Genomic DNA, 17,650 nt, shown 5'->3' with positions numbered 1-17,650 from the left:
GCGCGGATTACATCAAGGTCAGAAGTAATAATCTTCACTAAAAGACCGTATATATGACAGCAAACCTGTCCCTGCTATCGTTGAATGACACCTTGCAATACTGGAGGAGACCATATATGAACTCTAGTTAAGAGATTTATTATTCAGAGTTCAGGTTAACTAGTTTTCTCATGTTACAGACACAAAAAAACCTTGTCACTTTCGTGGCAAGGTTTTTTTATTAAAGAGTCGTTGCTTATTTAGCTGTGAAGCTTACTGGGCGACGTTCTTTACGAGGGCCAGTACGCTTATCACCGCGTTGGCTATCGTCTTTATCTTTACTAAAAGTGCGCTTTTTGTCACCAGCTGGACGCTCAGAGCGTTCTGCACGTGGCTCAGCAGGGCCTTGATCTTGTGTAATTGTTAAGCCCATAGGACGTTTACAAATAAACACTTTTTGGAAATGATCAAGTACATCTTTAGGCATGTTTTGCGGTAATTGAACCGTACTGTGATTGTCGTGTAAACGAATATCACCAATAAACTTGCTTGAGATGTCAGCTTCGTTAGCGATAGCGCCAACAATGTTCTTAACCTGAACACCGTGTTCACGACCTACTTCGATACGGTAAGTATCCATAGGGCCTGCATCACGGCTGTTACGTTCGCGAGGTTTACGCTCAGCGCGTTCACCACCACGTTCGCCGCCACGTTCGTTACGACGTCCACGGTCACCACCGCGATCATTGCGGTCGTTACTACGTGGGTTGCGATCGTTACGCTCGTTACGTTCACGAGGTTGAATCTTAACTTCTTCAACTTTAATTGGAGACTGTTGCTGTGCTAAACACAGTAACGCACCCGCTAAGCTTTCAAGAGGAAGTTCAAGTTTTTCAGCCATGTTAGTAGCTATCTCGTTAAAGAATGTAATATCTTTGTTTTCAAGCGCAATAGTTAATTTTGCTTGTAACGCTTCAATACGTTTTTCTTCAACGATTTTTGCAGTTGGTAATTCAACTTGTGCAATTTCAGACTTCGTATGACGAATGATATTTTTAAGTAAATAACGTTCGTTATGTTTTACGAATAAAATTGCTTTACCAGTACGACCAGCACGACCTGTACGGCCGATACGGTGAACGTAGGCTTCAGAATCTTGTGGGATATCGTAGTTGATAACTAAGCTTAAGCGGTCAACATCTAGACCACGAGCAGCAACGTCTGTTGCAATAACAACATTTAGCATGCCGCTTTTTAAGCGTTCTACAGTGCGTTCACGTGCTTGCTGGTTCATATCACCATTAAGTGGAGCAGCAGAGAAACCTTCGCGCTCTAATAACTCAGCAAGTTGTACTGTATCGTTACGCGTACGTACGAAAACAATAGCACCTTCATACTGTTCAGCTTCTAAGAAGCGAACAATAGCTTTATTTTTATGTACGCTTGCATTCCAAAACACTTGCTCAACAGATGATACTGTAGAGTTACGCGCAGAAATATGAACCTGTTCAGGATTGTTCATATACTTGCTGCTGATGTTTTGAATTTGCTTAGGCATAGTCGCAGAGAAAAGACATGTTTGCTTTTCGCGCGGTGTTTTTTCCATGATGCTTTCTACATCATCGATAAAGCCCATACGTAACATTTCATCGGCTTCATCAAGTACAAGTGCTTGTAGAGCATCAAACTTGATAGTGCCACGGTTAATGTGATCGATTAAACGACCTGGAGTTGCAACAATAACCTGAGCGCCACGACGAAGTGCGCTTAATTGGATACTGTAGCTTTGGCCACCATATAGTGCCAATACTTCAATACCACGAACATGTTTAGCATATTGTTCGAATGCCTCAGCAACTTGGATCGCAAGCTCACGTGTTGGTGTGAGTACAAGGATCTGTGGCTGTTTCACAGACGGGTCAATATTATTTAGTAATGGCAGTGCAAATGCTGCGGTTTTACCTGTACCCGTTTGAGCTAGTCCCAGTACGTCCTTTCTTTCTAGCAATAACGGTATACATTGAGCTTGGATTTCAGATGGTGTCTTGTAACCCAACTCTTCAACTGCCTTCAAAATTGCAGGAGAAAGATTTAGAGATTCAAACGTGACTGGTTCTGACATTAATACGCCTCAACGAATTTAAAGAGGCGCGCATTATATAGGATTCGCGAGGCAAATGCTTGTATAAATTGAAACTAATTTGTATGTGTTTGATGTTGGTCGAAATTTAACCAGCTCAATGTAGGGTTTATTAAACTGGTTAACATATTTAATACAAAGCTTATTTATACAAGCCTAGGTTTTCTTTTGCATAAGCTTCAAATTCTGTAAATCCACCAATGTGATTTTGGTCTACAAAAATTTGTGGAACAGTAGGGCAAGGCTTACCCGCTGACTTTTCAAGGTCGGCTTTACTAATGCCTTCTTTAATTATGTCGATGTAACGAAATTTAAAGTCATCACGTTCATTTGATAATTGCTCAGCAACATCTTTCGCACGAACACAAAATGGACAGCCTTCACGGCCAAAAATTACGGTTAACATAGCTTTCTCCTCAATTTGATTAATATCAGTTTAAATGAATGGAAAATTATTTAAAGAGAAAAAAATCGATTGCACCATTCTAATAAAAGCATAAATCATATTATGCATAGCAATATGATTTGCAAAATGCGAATGAAAAACCAGAGCCCTGTTTGTCTAATACTTAAGTCTATGAATGCAAGTGTGTTTACAAGAATTAATTTATGGCACATAACTTGATGATGTAGAGCTATACATTGGGTTAACGAGAATGCTTTATGAATATTAATAGTCACGTTTTAGAAATTATCCAAGGGGTAATAGGTAAATATTGTGAAACCCAAAGTCAAAAATTCTCTATTACCTTAATCAACAAGTTGCAATGTAACTACGTTTGTTTGCAAATGCCGCCAGAGCAAATGATTGCACAATGCGAGGCGTTTCTTACTCCGGCGCTAGCAGCAGTAAAACAGTGCTTTTTATTGACGCTCGAAGCAAATATTCAGGGAGTTAGTATTCACTATCAGATTGATGATTCTGAACAAGTAAACACGTTGGATTTTCACGGGCTCTTAGCAACTAAAGAGTCTGTTAGTTTAGCGCTTGATGTTAGACAAAATGTAGACGTTTTAACTGATTGCGAAGCGTTACTCAAAAGCTGTTTAAAAATGTCAGCTAATACTCACGATCGTTTTGGTTTAAATTTTAAATTATTTAATAGCACGCTTAGAGAGTCTGCACAGCTAGAGGATTTACGCCATCTTAGTGGTAACGCATTAATTGATAAATTAAATAGTGACAGCTTAAATACACACATAAAGCTGTGCTCTATTAACGACATTTACGAGCTGAGCCAAGCTCATAAACTATCTAAAAAAATATTAGGCTGGCCATTTTTTGATACCGACTTAATTACTATTTTAACAACATTTCACACACAAACACGTTTATCGGTATTAGTAGCAGACGACAGCTTACCGAGCCAAATTGCTACAAAAGTAATGCTTGAAATGCTGGGCTGCTTAGTAACGTGTGCAGAAAATGGTGCCAGTGCATTAACACTTGCTCAAAATGAACCATTTGACTTGCTACTTTTAGATGAGCGTATGCCAGGAATGTTTGGTAGCGATGTGGCGCAGCAATTAGTTAGGCAAAATACACCTAATAACAATACTCCTAAAGTTATTTTAACGGGGTTAACAGGCGATGAGCAAATAGCTGAGTTGTTTGATAAAGGAATTACTCACTATTTACAGAAGCCAGTGACAAAAGCGGTACTTGAGAAATTTATTAAACCTTGGCAGTTAGCCTCTTAAATTGATTAATAAGGAGAGAGTTATGGATGATTTCTCTAAGACAGCACCTATTTTAATTGGTTTTCAAAACAATTACTTTTTGCCAAAAGGCATTTTGTATGACGAGGTTGAAGAGTCATCAAGAATTACTGGCGTGGGGGAAAATACACTCTATTTATTGACCTTCTGCGCAGAGCAATTTGCTTTAGTTATTAATACACCCATTCACTTTACGCAAAACTATAGCGAGCTTAAAAATCCGATTGGTATATTAAAAGTCATTGCGGTGGGGGCATTTAAAGCAGGTTCGTACGGTGCTCAAACCATTAAGCAGCTAGACCTTTTTAGTAATATTATAGAGGTGGTATTTGGGAAAAGAAATTTAAATGCTTTTACACATATAGGTTTAGCCGAAAACATCAAAAAACATGGGACCACTAATATAATTTTAGCGGGTACTGTGTCTTCTATCTGTATTGATTCAACTGTGCGCACTGCTGTTGCACTTGGTTCTAATGCCACTATTTTAAGTGACTGCACACCGAGACGCACTCCTTTTGAACAAACATTCTACCGTGAAAAGGTTTCCCTTCTTTATGCACGAGTTTGTCAGAGTAATACTTTTATAAAGTATTGGAGAGATCATGAATAATAATGATGAGCTACAAGTTCAAATCCAATATGCACTAGTTGAAAAACTTTCCAATAGTAATCGACGTCAAGCAAAGCTATTAGCTATTTTAGATGAGTGTATTTTTGAGTGTGATAAACATTTGAATTTTACTTATATTAATGAAGCTTGGGAGAAGAAGTTAGGTTACTCAACCGATTCATTAATTGGCTCCAATATTACTAAGTTAATGAATTGCGATGATATTATGCATTTTGTCGCATACAGCTGTTGTTTACTAGAAGGGAAGCAGGCTCCCAGTGTAGAAATACAAATTAAAAGCAGCATCGGGCTCATGAACTGGTTTGAGTTAAGGTTAGTTTATGATGAAAAAAGCGGCTTTATAGGCTCGTTCTATGACATTCAACGTCATAAAGATTCTCAATTTTTGCTCACACAACAACAAAAATATGTAAAACGCTTATCGCTTGTTGCGAGCCATACAAATAACTTAGTGATTATTACAGATAAGTTTGGTGTGATTGAGTGGGTTAACAATAGTTTTGAAGTACTTACAGGTTACACCTGTGATGAGGTTATAGGCACTAGCCCAGGTCAATTGCTACAAGGGCCAAAAACATGTGAAAAAAGTCGTAAGGTTATGTCTCACGCTGTAAAAAATGGGCTTCCTTTTCAAGTTGAAACCACAAATTATGATAAGAATGGTAACGTTTATTGGGTTGCTATTGATGCAAACCCAGTGCGAGATGATGAAGGTAAAGTAAAGCATTTTATCGCTATAGAAACTAATATTACGCAGCGAGTTAAAGCTGAACAAGCAATGGCAGAGATAGAATATAACTACCACTCTGTCGTCGATAATATTCCTGATATTGTTTTACGCCTTGATACATTTGGCAATTTATTATTTATAAATCAAGCATGGCAACGCGTCTTACACAGCAATGTAGATGAGAGCCTTGGCTTACCTATAATTAAGTTTATAGCAAAAGAAGATGTAGAAAAAATTTGTAGCACTTTGCTTGATTATAAACAAGGTAAGCGTGATATACGTCGCTTTGATATACGTTTGATTAATGCACAAGGCATAAATAATTGGGTTGAAATGACACTTACTCCCATTGTGGGTGGCTACGAAAGCGATTTGTTATCTATTGCCGCAACACTTGTTGATATACAAGAACGTATTGAAAGCGAGCAAATATTGCTTGAAGCTAAACATCAGGCAGAAACATTAGCTGAGTCTAAAAGCCGATTTATGGCAAATATTAGCCATGAAATTCGCACGCCATTAAATGCCGTTATTGGCTCTGCAGATATTTTGCATCATACCGGTTTAACTTCTGAGCAAATGCGTTACACGCAAATGATTAAAACAAGCTCTGATGCATTACTGAGTGTATTGGACGATGTATTAACGTATTCGCGTTTTGAAGCACAAGCTATAACACTCGATAATCAGCCATTTAGTATTGATACGTGTATTGAGGAAGCTGTAGATATTATTACCCAAAGTGCTTTGCAAAAAGGGCTTGAGGTTGTTTTTGATTTTTATCCTGATGTACCAGCTCAAGTAATTGGTGATCATGTACGTATAAGGCAAATAGTCATAAATTTATTAGCCAATGCGATTAAGTTTACTCAGCATGGTGTAATAACGGTTACTGTTAAGTGCACTCATATTGAAGGTAATAATTTAAACCTTTATATATCTGTAAAAGACACTGGAATGGGAATCGCAAAAAATAAAATAGAAAGTATGTTTATGCCTTTTATTCAATCAGATAATTCAATTACCCGAAAACATGGTGGTAGTGGCTTAGGCCTTGCGATATGTAAGCAAATTTGTGATGTAGTAGGGGGAGATATTTCGGTTAACTCTGAGCTCAATAAAGGGAGTGAGTTTATCGTTAATTACCCGTTAAAAATAGACACAACCGACTCAATATTGCGAGAGGGGTTTGCAGCACGAAGTAAAAAGCCAAGAGTATGGATTGTAGGACATAACCAAATTTTAAAAACCGCGTTGGAGCACACACTCACTCGGTTTTCTATCGCTTTTGAGCACTATGAAATATGCCCAGATATCCCTGAGTATGATAGTTTTCCTGATGCAATTGTATTAACTGATCCTCCAATGCTAGCCCAAACACGCGAGTGTATAAATACATATAACTCCCTTAATTCACCGTGTTTACTTATCTTAGACTTACTAGGTGAAAGCTTATTACCGCAAAATCTTAACGACAGAGAGCTTAGGTTAAATGGCCCTTTTAAAGTATCGCATGTACCGCGAGCAATTAGTTTATTGGAAGAGCAGTTATTTCATTTAGATATTATATTTACTAATCGTGAACAAAAAGAAGCCTTAAAAAGCTCTTCAGGGTTAACTCAGTTGAATGGGACCAATGTATTGGTTGCTGAAGATAATACTAATAATCAAATAGTAATAAGACAGTTTTTAGAGCAAAAAGGTTGTCGGGTATATATTGCTAGCGATGGGCAAGAGGCAATAACGAAGGCTAAAAACAATAAAATTGATATTATTTTTATGGATATCCAAATGCCAATACTAGATGGGATCTCTGCAACCAAAGCAATCAGAAAGTTAGGTATAGCCACCCCTATAATAGCGCTCACAGCAAATGCAATTCATGGTGATAAAGAGCGATTTATAGAAGCGGGGATGAATGATTACTTAGCTAAACCAATTGTAAGTGAAACACTTTATTTATTGCTTGATAAATATGCACCAAAGCAGGCTATTGAATCTAAACATTTAAAGCTTACTCGTTTAGCGCAAGTGTGGGAAAAGCTAAGCTGAGCAATGAAGGTCAGGGTCTGTTGAACTTTCAGGGTTAAATTTGCAGCAGTCTGTTTGGTATTTAGGCCAGGCAGAGCCTATGCAGTGTGGTTATTCCCCATAAATGGGCGATAACGTAGCATTAATGCCAAACAGGCGCTGCCCAAAGGGTTCTTCCTAGGGGCTATTTACTCTTTGTTGCTCGGTTTTACTTAGCCCGCTAGGTTACAAACCTCGCGCCGCGATTAAACCGCCTCTAGTTTGAACAAATTTTAATCCGCAAAGATCAACAGACCCTAATATAAAAAGTGGGTTTGTGTTGCATAAAACTTGATAAACGAAGAAATTAACCTAGTATTTTAGGAGTAAGTTAAATTTATTTTTTAGTATTTAATGAGTGTTTTTATTATAGTTTTTCAATTTGATTCGCAAATTGCAATTCAAAATAAAAATACAACGTTACGAATTATTTTTGGATTCTAAATTACATTTTTAATTTTTTTAATACTTTGATTTTGTTGTTTATTTTATCTTTCGTTTGTTTTTGTTTAGTTGGCATGGCTTTCGCAACATATTAAATATCAAATCAAGACAATTTAGTTAAATTTTTAAGAGGTGCAATATGCAAACAAATACAAAAGCCAAACAACAACCTAAAAGTAATAATTGGGTACTTACACCTGAAATCATGGTTTTGTCTATTTTGCTTGTAGCTACCTTAGTAATAGGTATTACAGTTCTGCGCGGTAGCGATTCTGTAGAGCCGTTAACGGACATACAGCCGATTACTTTTACACAAGCTGATGTTGAAAATGCACAGTCGATGAGTAATACGTTTGACTCGCAAAATACTAACTATGCACAACATGTAACAGCCCCTAAAAACGAAAATAACGACACTCTTTCAAACTAGAGACTTTTGCGCAGGTAACTATTTATTGTTGCCTGCGTTTTTTTTATGTTTCCTATCACCGTTTTAACTTTTTCTCCCTAGCTTTAAAATTACGTGTACGCTTTTTAATTCAAGCTGTGCGTAACTAAATTAGTTTTATCCAGCCTTTCTTTATACTCATCTTCAATTACTAATCCTTACTTTTAGCCAACAATTACTAACTGGTTTCTCTGTGCTGTTTGGGCTTGAGTAAGCTCTTATTTATTAATTTAGGTGCATTGCAAATTGAATTGCAAAATGCAAATAAAATAGAAAAATTTAAATACTCAAATAACTAAACTTAACCTTTTGAATTTGCTGTTTTTATTTTTGTTTTATTCACTTTCTAAATGGTCTGTAACTTGCTCTTGATTACATAAGTCACTAAGAGTGAAAATCGGAGCAAAACATGAATGCATTTAAGTACCTAGAAGCAGAAAGCCCAGTCAATCTCGCAAGATGGCATGAGTTAGAGAGAATCATGTCGGATGCAATGCAAAATAATTATTTTAAAATGGTTTATCAACCGCTTGTATCATTAGGAACGGGAAAGTTGGTCGGCTTTGAATCGCTAGTAAGGTGCCAATCACCCCGCTTTGGTATTGTAGGCCCTGATGAGTTTATCCCTCATGTAGAGCAATCGGGAATGATTTTAGAATTAGGTGACTGGATTTTTGAGCAATGTTTGTCTGATTTAAAACAGATGCGACATTTTGGTATGACAGATATTGCTGTTTCTTTAAATATTTCACCGGTACAAATTTTAGATGGTGATGTGTTTTCAAAAGTAATGGCTTTGCTAGAAAAGCACCAAATACCACCACAAGCCATTAAAGTTGAATTAACGGAAACAGCGCTCATTCATAGTCCTGATAAAATAGCTAAGGCGTTTGAAAACTTCCATAAAGAAGACGTAAAGGTGTGGATTGATGATTTTGGCACTGGGTACGCGTCTTTAGGTCTACTTCGTCAATTTGATATCGATGGTTTAAAAATTGATCGCAGTTTTGTAAGTGGTATTGCAACTAATAACGAAGACTTTACGTTATGTAGCGCAATTATTGCGATGGCTCAACGATTGGGCTTACAAACTGTAGCAGAAGGCATTGAAGAGAATGAGCAATTACAAATATTAGAACAACTTGGTTGTGATATTGCTCAGGGGTACTTGCTCGATAAGCCGCAAACATTAACAAAAAGTATTGATACCTGGGCTCTGTAATTGTTTATATTCATTTTGATTTGCAAAATGCAAAAAACAAATTACTCTTAAACTACAATTCTTACATTTTATTAGTGTACGAAGCTTTAACTTACACAAAGGTTATCTATGCCTATATCAGAGCAGTTTATCGATAAAAGTATTACGGAGCTAAATGTTTTAATTCAACTTGAAAAGGATGTTGGAATAAGCGTTTTAGCTCGATTAGTAAACTTATTTATCGATGAATTAGTTACTATGGCTAACCAATTAGATACGGCAATTAATAATGCAGATATTATAAAAATTAGAGAAATAATGCATGTTTTGAAAAACTCGGCTGCCTTATATGGAGCCGCTCCTTTAGCTGCATTGGCAACACAGTTACACGATTCACCACCACCAACCACAGAAGAAAATTTGCACGCAGCGCTTGTTATTAAGCATAACTTGGATAAAACCCGAGATGCATATCAAATAATGAGTAAGAGTATAGCTATCTAGGAGAAAGCCGTGTCAGATATAATGGGTAAAGGCCTTGTTTATATTGTTGAAGATAGCATCGCAAGTGGTGCTTTGTACGCCAGTCAGCTAGAGCAAGTAGGTTTTGAATGTAAGCATTTCGCAGATGGATATTCTGCTTTGGTCGGTATTAAAGAAAAAATGCCTGCGGTGATAGTACAAGATGTATGCTTGCCTGATATAAGTGGGCTTGAAGTTTTACAATTTGTAAATAAACAAAAAAATCCTGCTAATGTAGTCATGATCACCTCAAATAGTTCTATTGATATTGCAGTGGAAGCTATGCGTTTAGGTGGCTTCGATTTTTTAGAAAAACCCTTCACAAGTCAGCGACTTATTAGCTCAGTAGAAAGTGCGTTAACACCCAAAGAGCAAGCTAAAGTACAACCTTTGGTTCAAAGCAGTGATAAAAGCCAAGATTTTGTTGGTGAATCTCTCGCAATGAAAACCGTTTTTAGATTGCTAGATAGCGCAGCTAGAAGCAAAGCATGCGTATTTATTACAGGTGAAAGTGGAACCGGTAAAGAAGTATGCGCACAAACCCTTCATGATTCGAGCCCTCGCAGCCAAGGCCCTTTTATTGCTATAAACTGTGCTGCGATCCCTGCTGAGTTATTTGAATCAGAATTTTTTGGGCATGTTAAAGGGGCATTTAGTGGCGCTTTAAGCGATCGTAAAGGCGCAGTTGAAGTGGCCAACGGCGGTACGTTATTTCTAGATGAACTATGTGAAATGGAGCTTAACTTACAAGCTAAGTTATTGCGCTTTTTACAAACTGGCATATTTAGCAAGGTTGGTAGCAGCGAAGTATTACACAGCGATGTCCGCTTGGTATGTGCAACCAACAGAAATCCAATAATAGAGGTAGCAGAGGGGCGCTTTAGAGAAGATTTATATTATCGTTTAAATGTTATCCCCGTAAAGCTCCCGCCTTTAAGGGAGCGCGGAAACGATATTTTGCTGCTCGCTGAGTATATTTTAAAACAAAAAAGCGATAGCAACGCTAAACATTTTATTGGCTTTTCTGATGAAGTTAAGGCGCTTTTTTGTAATTACGATTGGCCAGGAAATATACGCGAACTGCAAAATGTAATTGAAAATACAGTCGTTATTAATGATGGCGATGTAATAGAAAGAGATATGCTACCAAATTCATTTGGTCTAGGCGCTGTAAAACACTCAAGCTCAACTAAGTCAATTCACAATACAAACGATCAGAGTGTTCAATTATCTCCTATGTCGGTTCACGATATAGAACCATTATGGCAAGTTGAAAAAAGGGCTATTGAAAACGCAATCAAAAGCTGCGAAGACAACATTCCTCTTGCTGCTGCTTATTTAGGGGTAAGTGCATCTACCATTTATAGAAAAATAAAGGGATGGTCTTAAAGCTTTAATAGATTTTAATTGCAATTTTAGGTTGAATTAATAAAAGTTACCCTAAACTCTATGTGTAAGAGCAAAATTAATTTTTAATCTGAAATAGTAAAAGGAGATCGCAATGAGTAACACTAGTTTAAAACCTGCGGATATTATGCCATCACTAGTAGTGAGTGATGTTGATGAGAAAAAGGTAGATTTAGTTGACAGAATAAGTGACTCTCCGTGGAAAATGATTGTTGTTTATCGAGGCCAGCACTGCCCTAAATGTACTGCGCAACTCAACGAGCTTGCTAAAGTTCATAAAGACTTTAAAGAGGCTGGAGTTGAAGTGGTTGCAGTAAGTGGTGATAGCCATGAGCAGCTTAATAAACATCTTGAAAAAATAGATATTAACTTCCCAATTTACTATGGTTTAACAATCGAACAAATGACTGATTTAGGGCTACATATTAGCGAGCCTCGCAGTGGTGCAGAAACTGATCATCCATTTGCTGAACCAGGAATTTATGTGCTTAATGAAAAAAATCAGCTTCAAATGGTCGATATATCAAACAGCCCGTTTGTTCGTCCTGATTTAGAGCAACTGCTAGGTGGGATTAAGTTTTCAAGAGAAAACGACTATCCAATCCGGGGCACATTTATTAAATAGTATTCATTTTACATGGTTTCAAAAAAGGCACTCTTCAGTGCCTTTTTTATTTATTTTTAATAAATTTACTTGAAAACAATTTTACCGTCCATATATAGTTAAGTAGGACGCCTGATGGGTCCTAAATTAAACTTAAACAATTGAAATTTATATTATTAATTAAACTTTGCTTGAGCTTGTTCAATAGAAAAGCACATGCAAAATATCGCTTAAATATGAGGATATTATTATGCGTACAGTAGACTTATCACCACTTTATCGTTCATTTATCGGCTTCGAACATTTAGCATCACTTATGGATGCGGCAGCTAATACAGACAAGCAGCCTAGTTTTCCTCCTTACAATATAGAAGCACTCGATAAAGACAAATACAGAATCACTATGGCCGTTGCTGGTTTTAGTGATAGTGAATTAACCATTGAGTCAGAAAACAACACATTAAAAGTTGCAGGTATTAAAGCTAATAAAGATGAAAATAATGAACGTAAGTTTATTCATCAAGGTATAGCAGAGCGTAACTTTGAACGTAAGTTTCAGCTTGGAGACCATGTAAAAGTACTTGGTGCCGATTTAGCTAACGGCTTATTAAGCATAGAGTTACAGCGTGAAATTCCTGAAGCACTTAAACCACGTAAAATAGAAATTGGTAATAGCAATCTAATAGAAGGTAAATAGTCTTCTAAAGTACATATTCCCCTGATTATTTAGCCGCCTCATTTGAGGCGGTTTTTTTACTTAAAGCGCTTCTAAATTATTAAGGTAGTAGGTTGCTTGTTGCAGCGTTTGTTCTTGAAGTGTTTCATCTTGTTTATCCCAGTTTTTATATACCATACCAATACGTGGGTTCTTCTCTAGCCTGTCTCTGTGTCTATTCATGAAATGCCAATACAAGCTATTTAGCGGGCAGGCCTTATCTCCTACTTTTTGTTTAACATCGTACTGACAGCTTTTGCAATAATCGCTCATTTTATTAATGTAGTTACCGCTTGCAGCATAAGGCTTTGTTGCAATTATTCCATCATCGGCAAACTGACTCATGCCTCGGGTGTTGGGCATTTCTACCCATTCTATGGCATCTATATAAACGCCTAAGTACCAGTTGTCTACGTCATCAGGGTTAATACCTGTAAGCATGCAAAAGTTCCCAATAACCATTAGGCGCTGAATATGATGGGCATAAGCGGTTTCAAGGCTTTGTTTGAGTGAGTGGCTTAGACAATTCATTTTTGTAGAGCTGTTCCAAAAATAAGATGGCAGTTTATTTTTGGCTTGTAGCTGATTTTTAACTGCGTAGTCGGGCATGTTAATCCAATAAATGGCACGTACATACTCTCTCCAGCCTAATATTTGCCTAGTAAAGCCCTCTACTTGCGAGAGGGATATTTCATTGGGTCTTTGTTCGTATTCGCTTATTACACGTTTGATTACATGTAACGGGTGGAGTATTTTTGCGTTTAGGGCAAACGATAAACGGCTATGGTACAGGCTGGTATTGTTTTTACTTTGATCTGTCATCGCATCTTGAAAGTGACCAAAGCGACTAAGTAAGTGCTCACAAAAGTATTCAAGAGATTCAATCGCTTGTTTACGAGTTGTTGGCCACTCCAGTGAATGTTGATTTATTTCACCCAAATAAGCGACGTTGTGTTTATTTAAACGAGAGATAATGCTGCTAACATCAGTATTGAATAACTTAGGCTCTGGGATGTCGGCTAAGTCTTTTTTGGAAAATTTATTACGATTATTACTATCAAAATTCCATTTGCCACCAGTTGGCTTTGCATCATCAATTAATATATTAAATTGCTTACGCATAGCACGATAAAAATGCTCCATTGTTACATGCTTGTTTTTTGTAAAGCGTGTTTTTATATCGGTGAACGGTAATAAAAAGTGTTCAGTATCTGTAGCAATTACATTTAATGAGCTATCACTTTTAAACTTAGCTAATTGAGATTTTAGCCTAAACTCGTCAGGGTATTGATATTCAATAGAGTCGCATTGGTATTTATCGGCAACTCGCTTGAGTAATTCAATCAAGTCCTTGTCGTCATCGGTATCATCAAGTGTTAAATGCAAAACATTAAAACCTGCCGTGTTTAATGCAGTTGCAAAGTTTTCCATAGCATTAAAAAAGGCACACAGTTTTTGAATGTGATGTTTAACGTAGTCAGTTTCTTGTTTTAGTTCTGCGATGAGGTAAAGCGTGTCGTCGTCTTTTTGCTTGTACCATGAATGAGATGGGTTTAGCTGATCGCCTAGTATTAGTCTGAGTGTTTTGTGATGGGTCATAGTAAAGCCAAATTTTTTTATACGGACGTATTTAATTAAAGGATCGTTTTACTATTTAACTACGAGTGAATAGAGCAAAAAGGCTTAACCGATTATCAAGGCAATAAAGGCGTGCTGGATCATGGTGTGCAAATGAGTTTAATTAATGGGGAGGTTAAGTAAGTTAAATTGCCACCCCTAAAATTTTATGTTTAAATTTTATTACTTTGCTTTTGCTGCATTTTTTGTTGTAACGAAACCACATTAGATACATTAAATAGAATATTGCTGGCAAAGTTTTCAAAATATTTAAGGGCTTTTTTCCAAGCGAGCTGGCTCTCAGGAGTAAAGTGTTTACCAAGGTGCTCTTTAAGGGTTTCGTAAAACGCATCAGATAATAGTGCAATGTCATTTTGTGAAACACTGCTTTTTTTTAGGTATATTAAATGATGTGCTAAAAAAGGAGCTACCGATGCTGGCTTATCTAAATGTTTAACAATTCGTTCTAACACACAAAAAAGGGTAAAACTCTTTTCGTTAAATTGTAAGGCTGTTGGGTAATTCATTTCAATGCTAGATTCAGCCAATTTACTGTGAAATCGAGCCGTGAAAGCATGAAAATTTGGCTTAATAATTGTTAAGTTATTTAACAATGCTGATTGTTGTTGATTCATTTTTATCTCGCTGCAGTGAGTAATAACTATTATTATTAAGTGGCATAAAATTGATTATAGCGGGCAGATAAAATTCTGCACGTTTTTTTAGTGTTAAAGTATGGGTTTTAGTTATATCAATTTATTTTCTGGTAAATTGTAAGCATCTAGAAGGTACTAAGGTAGCTCAAATTTAGTTTGTTTGATTTTCACTCAAAAATAATAAGCTGTAATATTTAATAATTTAGAGACAGCATTTTATAAAATTGATTGATTACTTATGTTACTTATATATACATTAAATTAGCATCTTGACGAATTGGAAATTTTATAAACTAATTGCGTATTATAGTTGCTAATCATCCCGTACATCCTTATAATAGCGGCCATTGTTTAGCATGTTGTAAAACAGCTAACAGCGATATTAAATTTAAAGTTTGATATCTATTGGCGCGGGATGGAGCAGTCTGGTAGCTCGTCGGGCTCATAACCCGAAGGTCGTCGGTTCAAATCCGGCTCCCGCAACCAATTCTACTAGTAGGTATTACCTTACTAATTTATATCGCGCATTCTAAGTAATGCGCGTTTTGCGTTTTAGACTATGTAGTTTAATTAGGTCAGTTTACTGACTCGCAACCAAGCTTGGCCCTAGGCCACACAGTTTTATGCTTTATTGGTGTGACGCCCCGCTTGGTTCGGGGCGTTGTTGTATCTGCACCTTGCGATTTGTGGCAATTGTCATCAAATTAAAACTTAAACTCAGTATTTTAGGGCTATAAGCCCTTTTTTTGTTTGTATGGAGGATTTTCGTGACAAAACTTGAACAAGATTTAGTAACCATGTTAACGCCTGCGGTAGAAATGTTAGGCTTTGAATTGCATGGTCTTGAATTTGTGCAAGCGGGTCGCCATTCTACCTTAAGAGTATATATTGCTCATGAGGATGGGATCTCAGTTGATAACTGTGCGGATGCAAGTCGCCAAATTAGTGCGATTTTAGACGTCGAAGACCCAATTACAAATGAATATGATTTGGAAGTATCGTCTCCTGGTGTTGATCGTCTATTATTCAAACAAGATCACTACGAGCAGGCGCAAGGAGAGGAAGTACGCGTGCGTACTAAACTTCCACAGGATGGTCGTCGTAATTTTAAAGGCGACTTAGTAGCAGTTAGCAGCGATATGATCACACTATCTAGCGATGGTGCAGAGCATCTGATCATGCTTAGTAACATCGAACGTGCGAATTTAATCGCGAAGTTTTAAATTCGAGTGCGAAGGAATAGGGCAAGCGAGGCATTACCCATGGCAAAAGAGATATTATTGGTTGCTGAAGCCGTTTCCAATGAGAAAGCGGTTCCAAAAGAAAAGATTTTTGAAGCTCTAGAGTTCGCTTTAGCGACAGCTACAAAGAAAAAACACGATGGCGAAATTGAAGTACGCGTAGCAATTGACCGTAAAACCGGTGATTACGATACGTTCCGTCGTTGGCAGATTGCCGCTGTATTAGAAGATGGTTCTTTAGAGAACCCATACAGCGAAATCACTCTAGAAGCAGCACAGGTTGAAGAACCTGATTTGCAAATGGGTGATTATGTTGAAGAGCAAATCGACTCAATCAAATTTGACCGTATTACAACACAAATGGCTAAGCAAGTTATCGTACAAAAAGTACGTGAAGCTGAGCGCGCTTTAGTTGTTGAAGCATACAAAGATCAAGAAGGCGAGCTGGTAACGGGTGTTGTTAAAAAAGCAACTCGCGATGCAATCGTACTTGATTTAGGTAACAACGCAGAAGCGGTAATTTACCGTGATGACATGTTACCACGTGAAAATTTCCGCCCGGGTGACCGTATCCGTGGTCTTTTATATGAAGTTAAGCCTGAAGCACGCGGTGCACAATTATTTGTAACGCGCTCTAAACCTGAAATGCTAATGGAATTATTCCGCATTGAGGTGCCAGAAATTGGCGAAGAGATGATTGAATTACGTGCAGCAGCACGTGATCCAGGTTCACGCGCTAAAATTGCTGTTAAATCTAACGACAAACGCATTGACCCAATTGGTGCATGTGTTGGTATGCGTGGCGCACGAGTTCAGGCTGTATCGTCAGAACTTGGCGGTGAGCGTGTTGATATCGTACTTTACGATGACAACCCGGCACAATTTGTTATCAATGCAATGGCGCCAGCAGAGGTTGCTTCAATCGTAATGGATGAAGACACTCACTCAATGGATATCGCTGTAGAAGCAGATAACCTAGCGCAAGCAATTGGTCGTAATGGTCAAAACGTTCGTTTAGCAAGTCAGTTAACTGGCTGGGAACTAAACGTAATGACTGTTGAAGACATGCGTACTAAAAATGAAGCTGAATCTGATAAGTTACTTAACTTATTCACTGAAAATTTAGAAATTGATGATGAGTTTGCATCATTACTTATCAACGAAGGTTTCTCGACACTTGAAGAAGTGGCGTATGTACCAGCGTCTGAATTTTTAGAAATTGATGGTCTTGATGAAGAGACTGTAGATTTACTGCGCTCACGCGCAAAAGATGCATTGACAACTAAAGCACTTAAAACGGAAGAAAGCTTAGATGGCGCAGAGCCAGCTGAAGACTTACTTGCGCTTGAAGGCTTAGAGCGTCACTTAGCATTTGTTATGGCAAGCAAGGGTGTTGTTACACTTGAAGACTTGGCAGAACAAGGTATTGACGAATTAGTTGATATCACAGAACTTTCATCTGAAAAAGCGGGTGAACTGATTATGGCTGCACGAAACATTTGTTGGTTTGCAGACGAGTAATT

At 37.5% G+C, this 17,650-nt stretch carries 15 protein-coding genes and 1 tRNA gene; 12 read left to right on the top strand and 4 right to left on the bottom strand.

The features are described 5' to 3' along the window. Positions 1-235 precede the first annotated feature (235 nt). Positions 236-2,101, bottom strand: coding sequence for a DEAD/DEAH box helicase (locus I6F47_RS17800; RefSeq protein WP_007585469.1), 1,866 nt, complete (start codon positions 2,099-2,101; stop codon positions 236-238). A gap of 160 nt (positions 2,102-2,261) precedes the next feature. Next, complete coding sequence (locus I6F47_RS17795) at positions 2,262-2,525, bottom strand: GrxA family glutaredoxin (RefSeq protein WP_007585470.1); 264 nt, start codon at positions 2,523-2,525, stop codon at positions 2,262-2,264. Between the two features lie 257 nt (positions 2,526-2,782). Here I6F47_RS17795 and I6F47_RS17790 point away from each other — a divergent pair, with 257 nt between their 5' ends. The 9 genes from I6F47_RS17790 (at position 2,783) to I6F47_RS17750 (ending at position 12,595) form a co-directional block, all read left to right on the top strand. Beyond that, complete coding sequence (locus tag I6F47_RS17790) at positions 2,783-3,820, top strand: response regulator (RefSeq protein WP_169043882.1); 1,038 nt, start codon at positions 2,783-2,785, stop codon at positions 3,818-3,820. Positions 3,821-3,842: 22 nt separating this feature from the next. Beyond that, entirely contained in the window at positions 3,843-4,451 is a 609-nt protein-coding gene (locus I6F47_RS17785; RefSeq protein WP_197184282.1) for an isochorismatase family cysteine hydrolase, read from the top strand. Continuing rightward, positions 4,444-7,254: a PAS domain-containing hybrid sensor histidine kinase/response regulator gene (locus tag I6F47_RS17780; protein WP_197184281.1), complete on the top strand. Its 2,811-nt coding sequence runs from the start codon at positions 4,444-4,446 to the stop codon at positions 7,252-7,254. The genes I6F47_RS17785 and I6F47_RS17780 overlap by 8 nt, the downstream gene beginning before the upstream one ends. Before the next feature lie 601 nt (positions 7,255-7,855). Beyond that, complete coding sequence (locus tag I6F47_RS17775; protein ID WP_007585474.1) at positions 7,856-8,146, top strand: hypothetical protein; 291 nt, start codon at positions 7,856-7,858, stop codon at positions 8,144-8,146. A gap of 427 nt (positions 8,147-8,573) precedes the next feature. Continuing rightward, complete coding sequence (locus tag I6F47_RS17770; RefSeq protein WP_231609250.1) at positions 8,574-9,386, top strand: putative bifunctional diguanylate cyclase/phosphodiesterase; 813 nt, start codon at positions 8,574-8,576, stop codon at positions 9,384-9,386. Positions 9,387-9,494: 108 nt separating this feature from the next. After that, complete coding sequence (locus tag I6F47_RS17765) at positions 9,495-9,869, top strand: Hpt domain-containing protein (RefSeq protein ID WP_101216632.1); 375 nt, start codon at positions 9,495-9,497, stop codon at positions 9,867-9,869. 9 nt (positions 9,870-9,878) lie between these two features. Continuing rightward, a complete protein-coding gene (locus tag I6F47_RS17760) occupies positions 9,879-11,276 on the top strand; it encodes a sigma-54-dependent transcriptional regulator (RefSeq protein WP_007585492.1) in 1,398 nt (465 codons plus the stop codon). 112 nt (positions 11,277-11,388) lie between these two features. Further along, on the top strand, positions 11,389-11,919 hold the full coding sequence (locus I6F47_RS17755) for a peroxiredoxin-like family protein (RefSeq protein WP_007585494.1): 531 nt from the start codon (positions 11,389-11,391) through the stop codon (positions 11,917-11,919). 229 nt (positions 11,920-12,148) lie between these two features. Then, the gene (locus I6F47_RS17750; protein ID WP_007585496.1) at positions 12,149-12,595 is read left to right on the top strand and encodes an Hsp20 family protein; all 447 of its coding nucleotides are present in this window, start codon (positions 12,149-12,151) and stop codon (positions 12,593-12,595) included. Positions 12,596-12,655: 60 nt separating this feature from the next. Here the strand turns inward: I6F47_RS17750 and I6F47_RS17745 are convergent, their stop codons facing one another. Together I6F47_RS17745 and I6F47_RS17740 are read right to left on the bottom strand one after the other, a co-directional pair. Next, positions 12,656-14,212, bottom strand: coding sequence for a cryptochrome/photolyase family protein (locus tag I6F47_RS17745; RefSeq protein ID WP_197184280.1), 1,557 nt, complete (start codon positions 14,210-14,212; stop codon positions 12,656-12,658). Between the two features lie 191 nt (positions 14,213-14,403). Next, entirely contained in the window at positions 14,404-14,865 is a 462-nt protein-coding gene (locus tag I6F47_RS17740) for a globin domain-containing protein (RefSeq protein WP_197111239.1), read from the bottom strand. A 430-nt stretch (positions 14,866-15,295) separates the two neighbouring features. On the opposite strand from I6F47_RS17740, the gene I6F47_RS17735 reads away from it, so the two are divergent. The 3 genes from I6F47_RS17735 to nusA all read left to right on the top strand — a co-directional run bounded on the left by I6F47_RS17735 (position 15,296) and on the right by nusA (position 17,648). After that, positions 15,296-15,372 (top strand) — tRNA-Met (locus I6F47_RS17735). Between the two features lie 281 nt (positions 15,373-15,653). Next, the gene (gene rimP, locus I6F47_RS17730; protein ID WP_002958482.1) at positions 15,654-16,109 is read left to right on the top strand and encodes a ribosome maturation factor RimP; all 456 of its coding nucleotides are present in this window, start codon (positions 15,654-15,656) and stop codon (positions 16,107-16,109) included. Between the two features lie 39 nt (positions 16,110-16,148). Beyond that, on the top strand, positions 16,149-17,648 hold the full coding sequence (gene nusA, locus I6F47_RS17725; RefSeq protein WP_007585502.1) for a transcription termination factor NusA: 1,500 nt from the start codon (positions 16,149-16,151) through the stop codon (positions 17,646-17,648). Positions 17,649-17,650 lie beyond the last annotated feature (2 nt).

The sequence above is a fragment of the Pseudoalteromonas sp. NZS37 genome (genome assembly GCF_015864265.1).
GTDB classification, from domain to species: domain Bacteria; phylum Pseudomonadota; class Gammaproteobacteria; order Enterobacterales; family Alteromonadaceae; genus Pseudoalteromonas; species Pseudoalteromonas arctica.
This window is presented reverse-complemented; position numbering and strand designations above follow the sequence as displayed.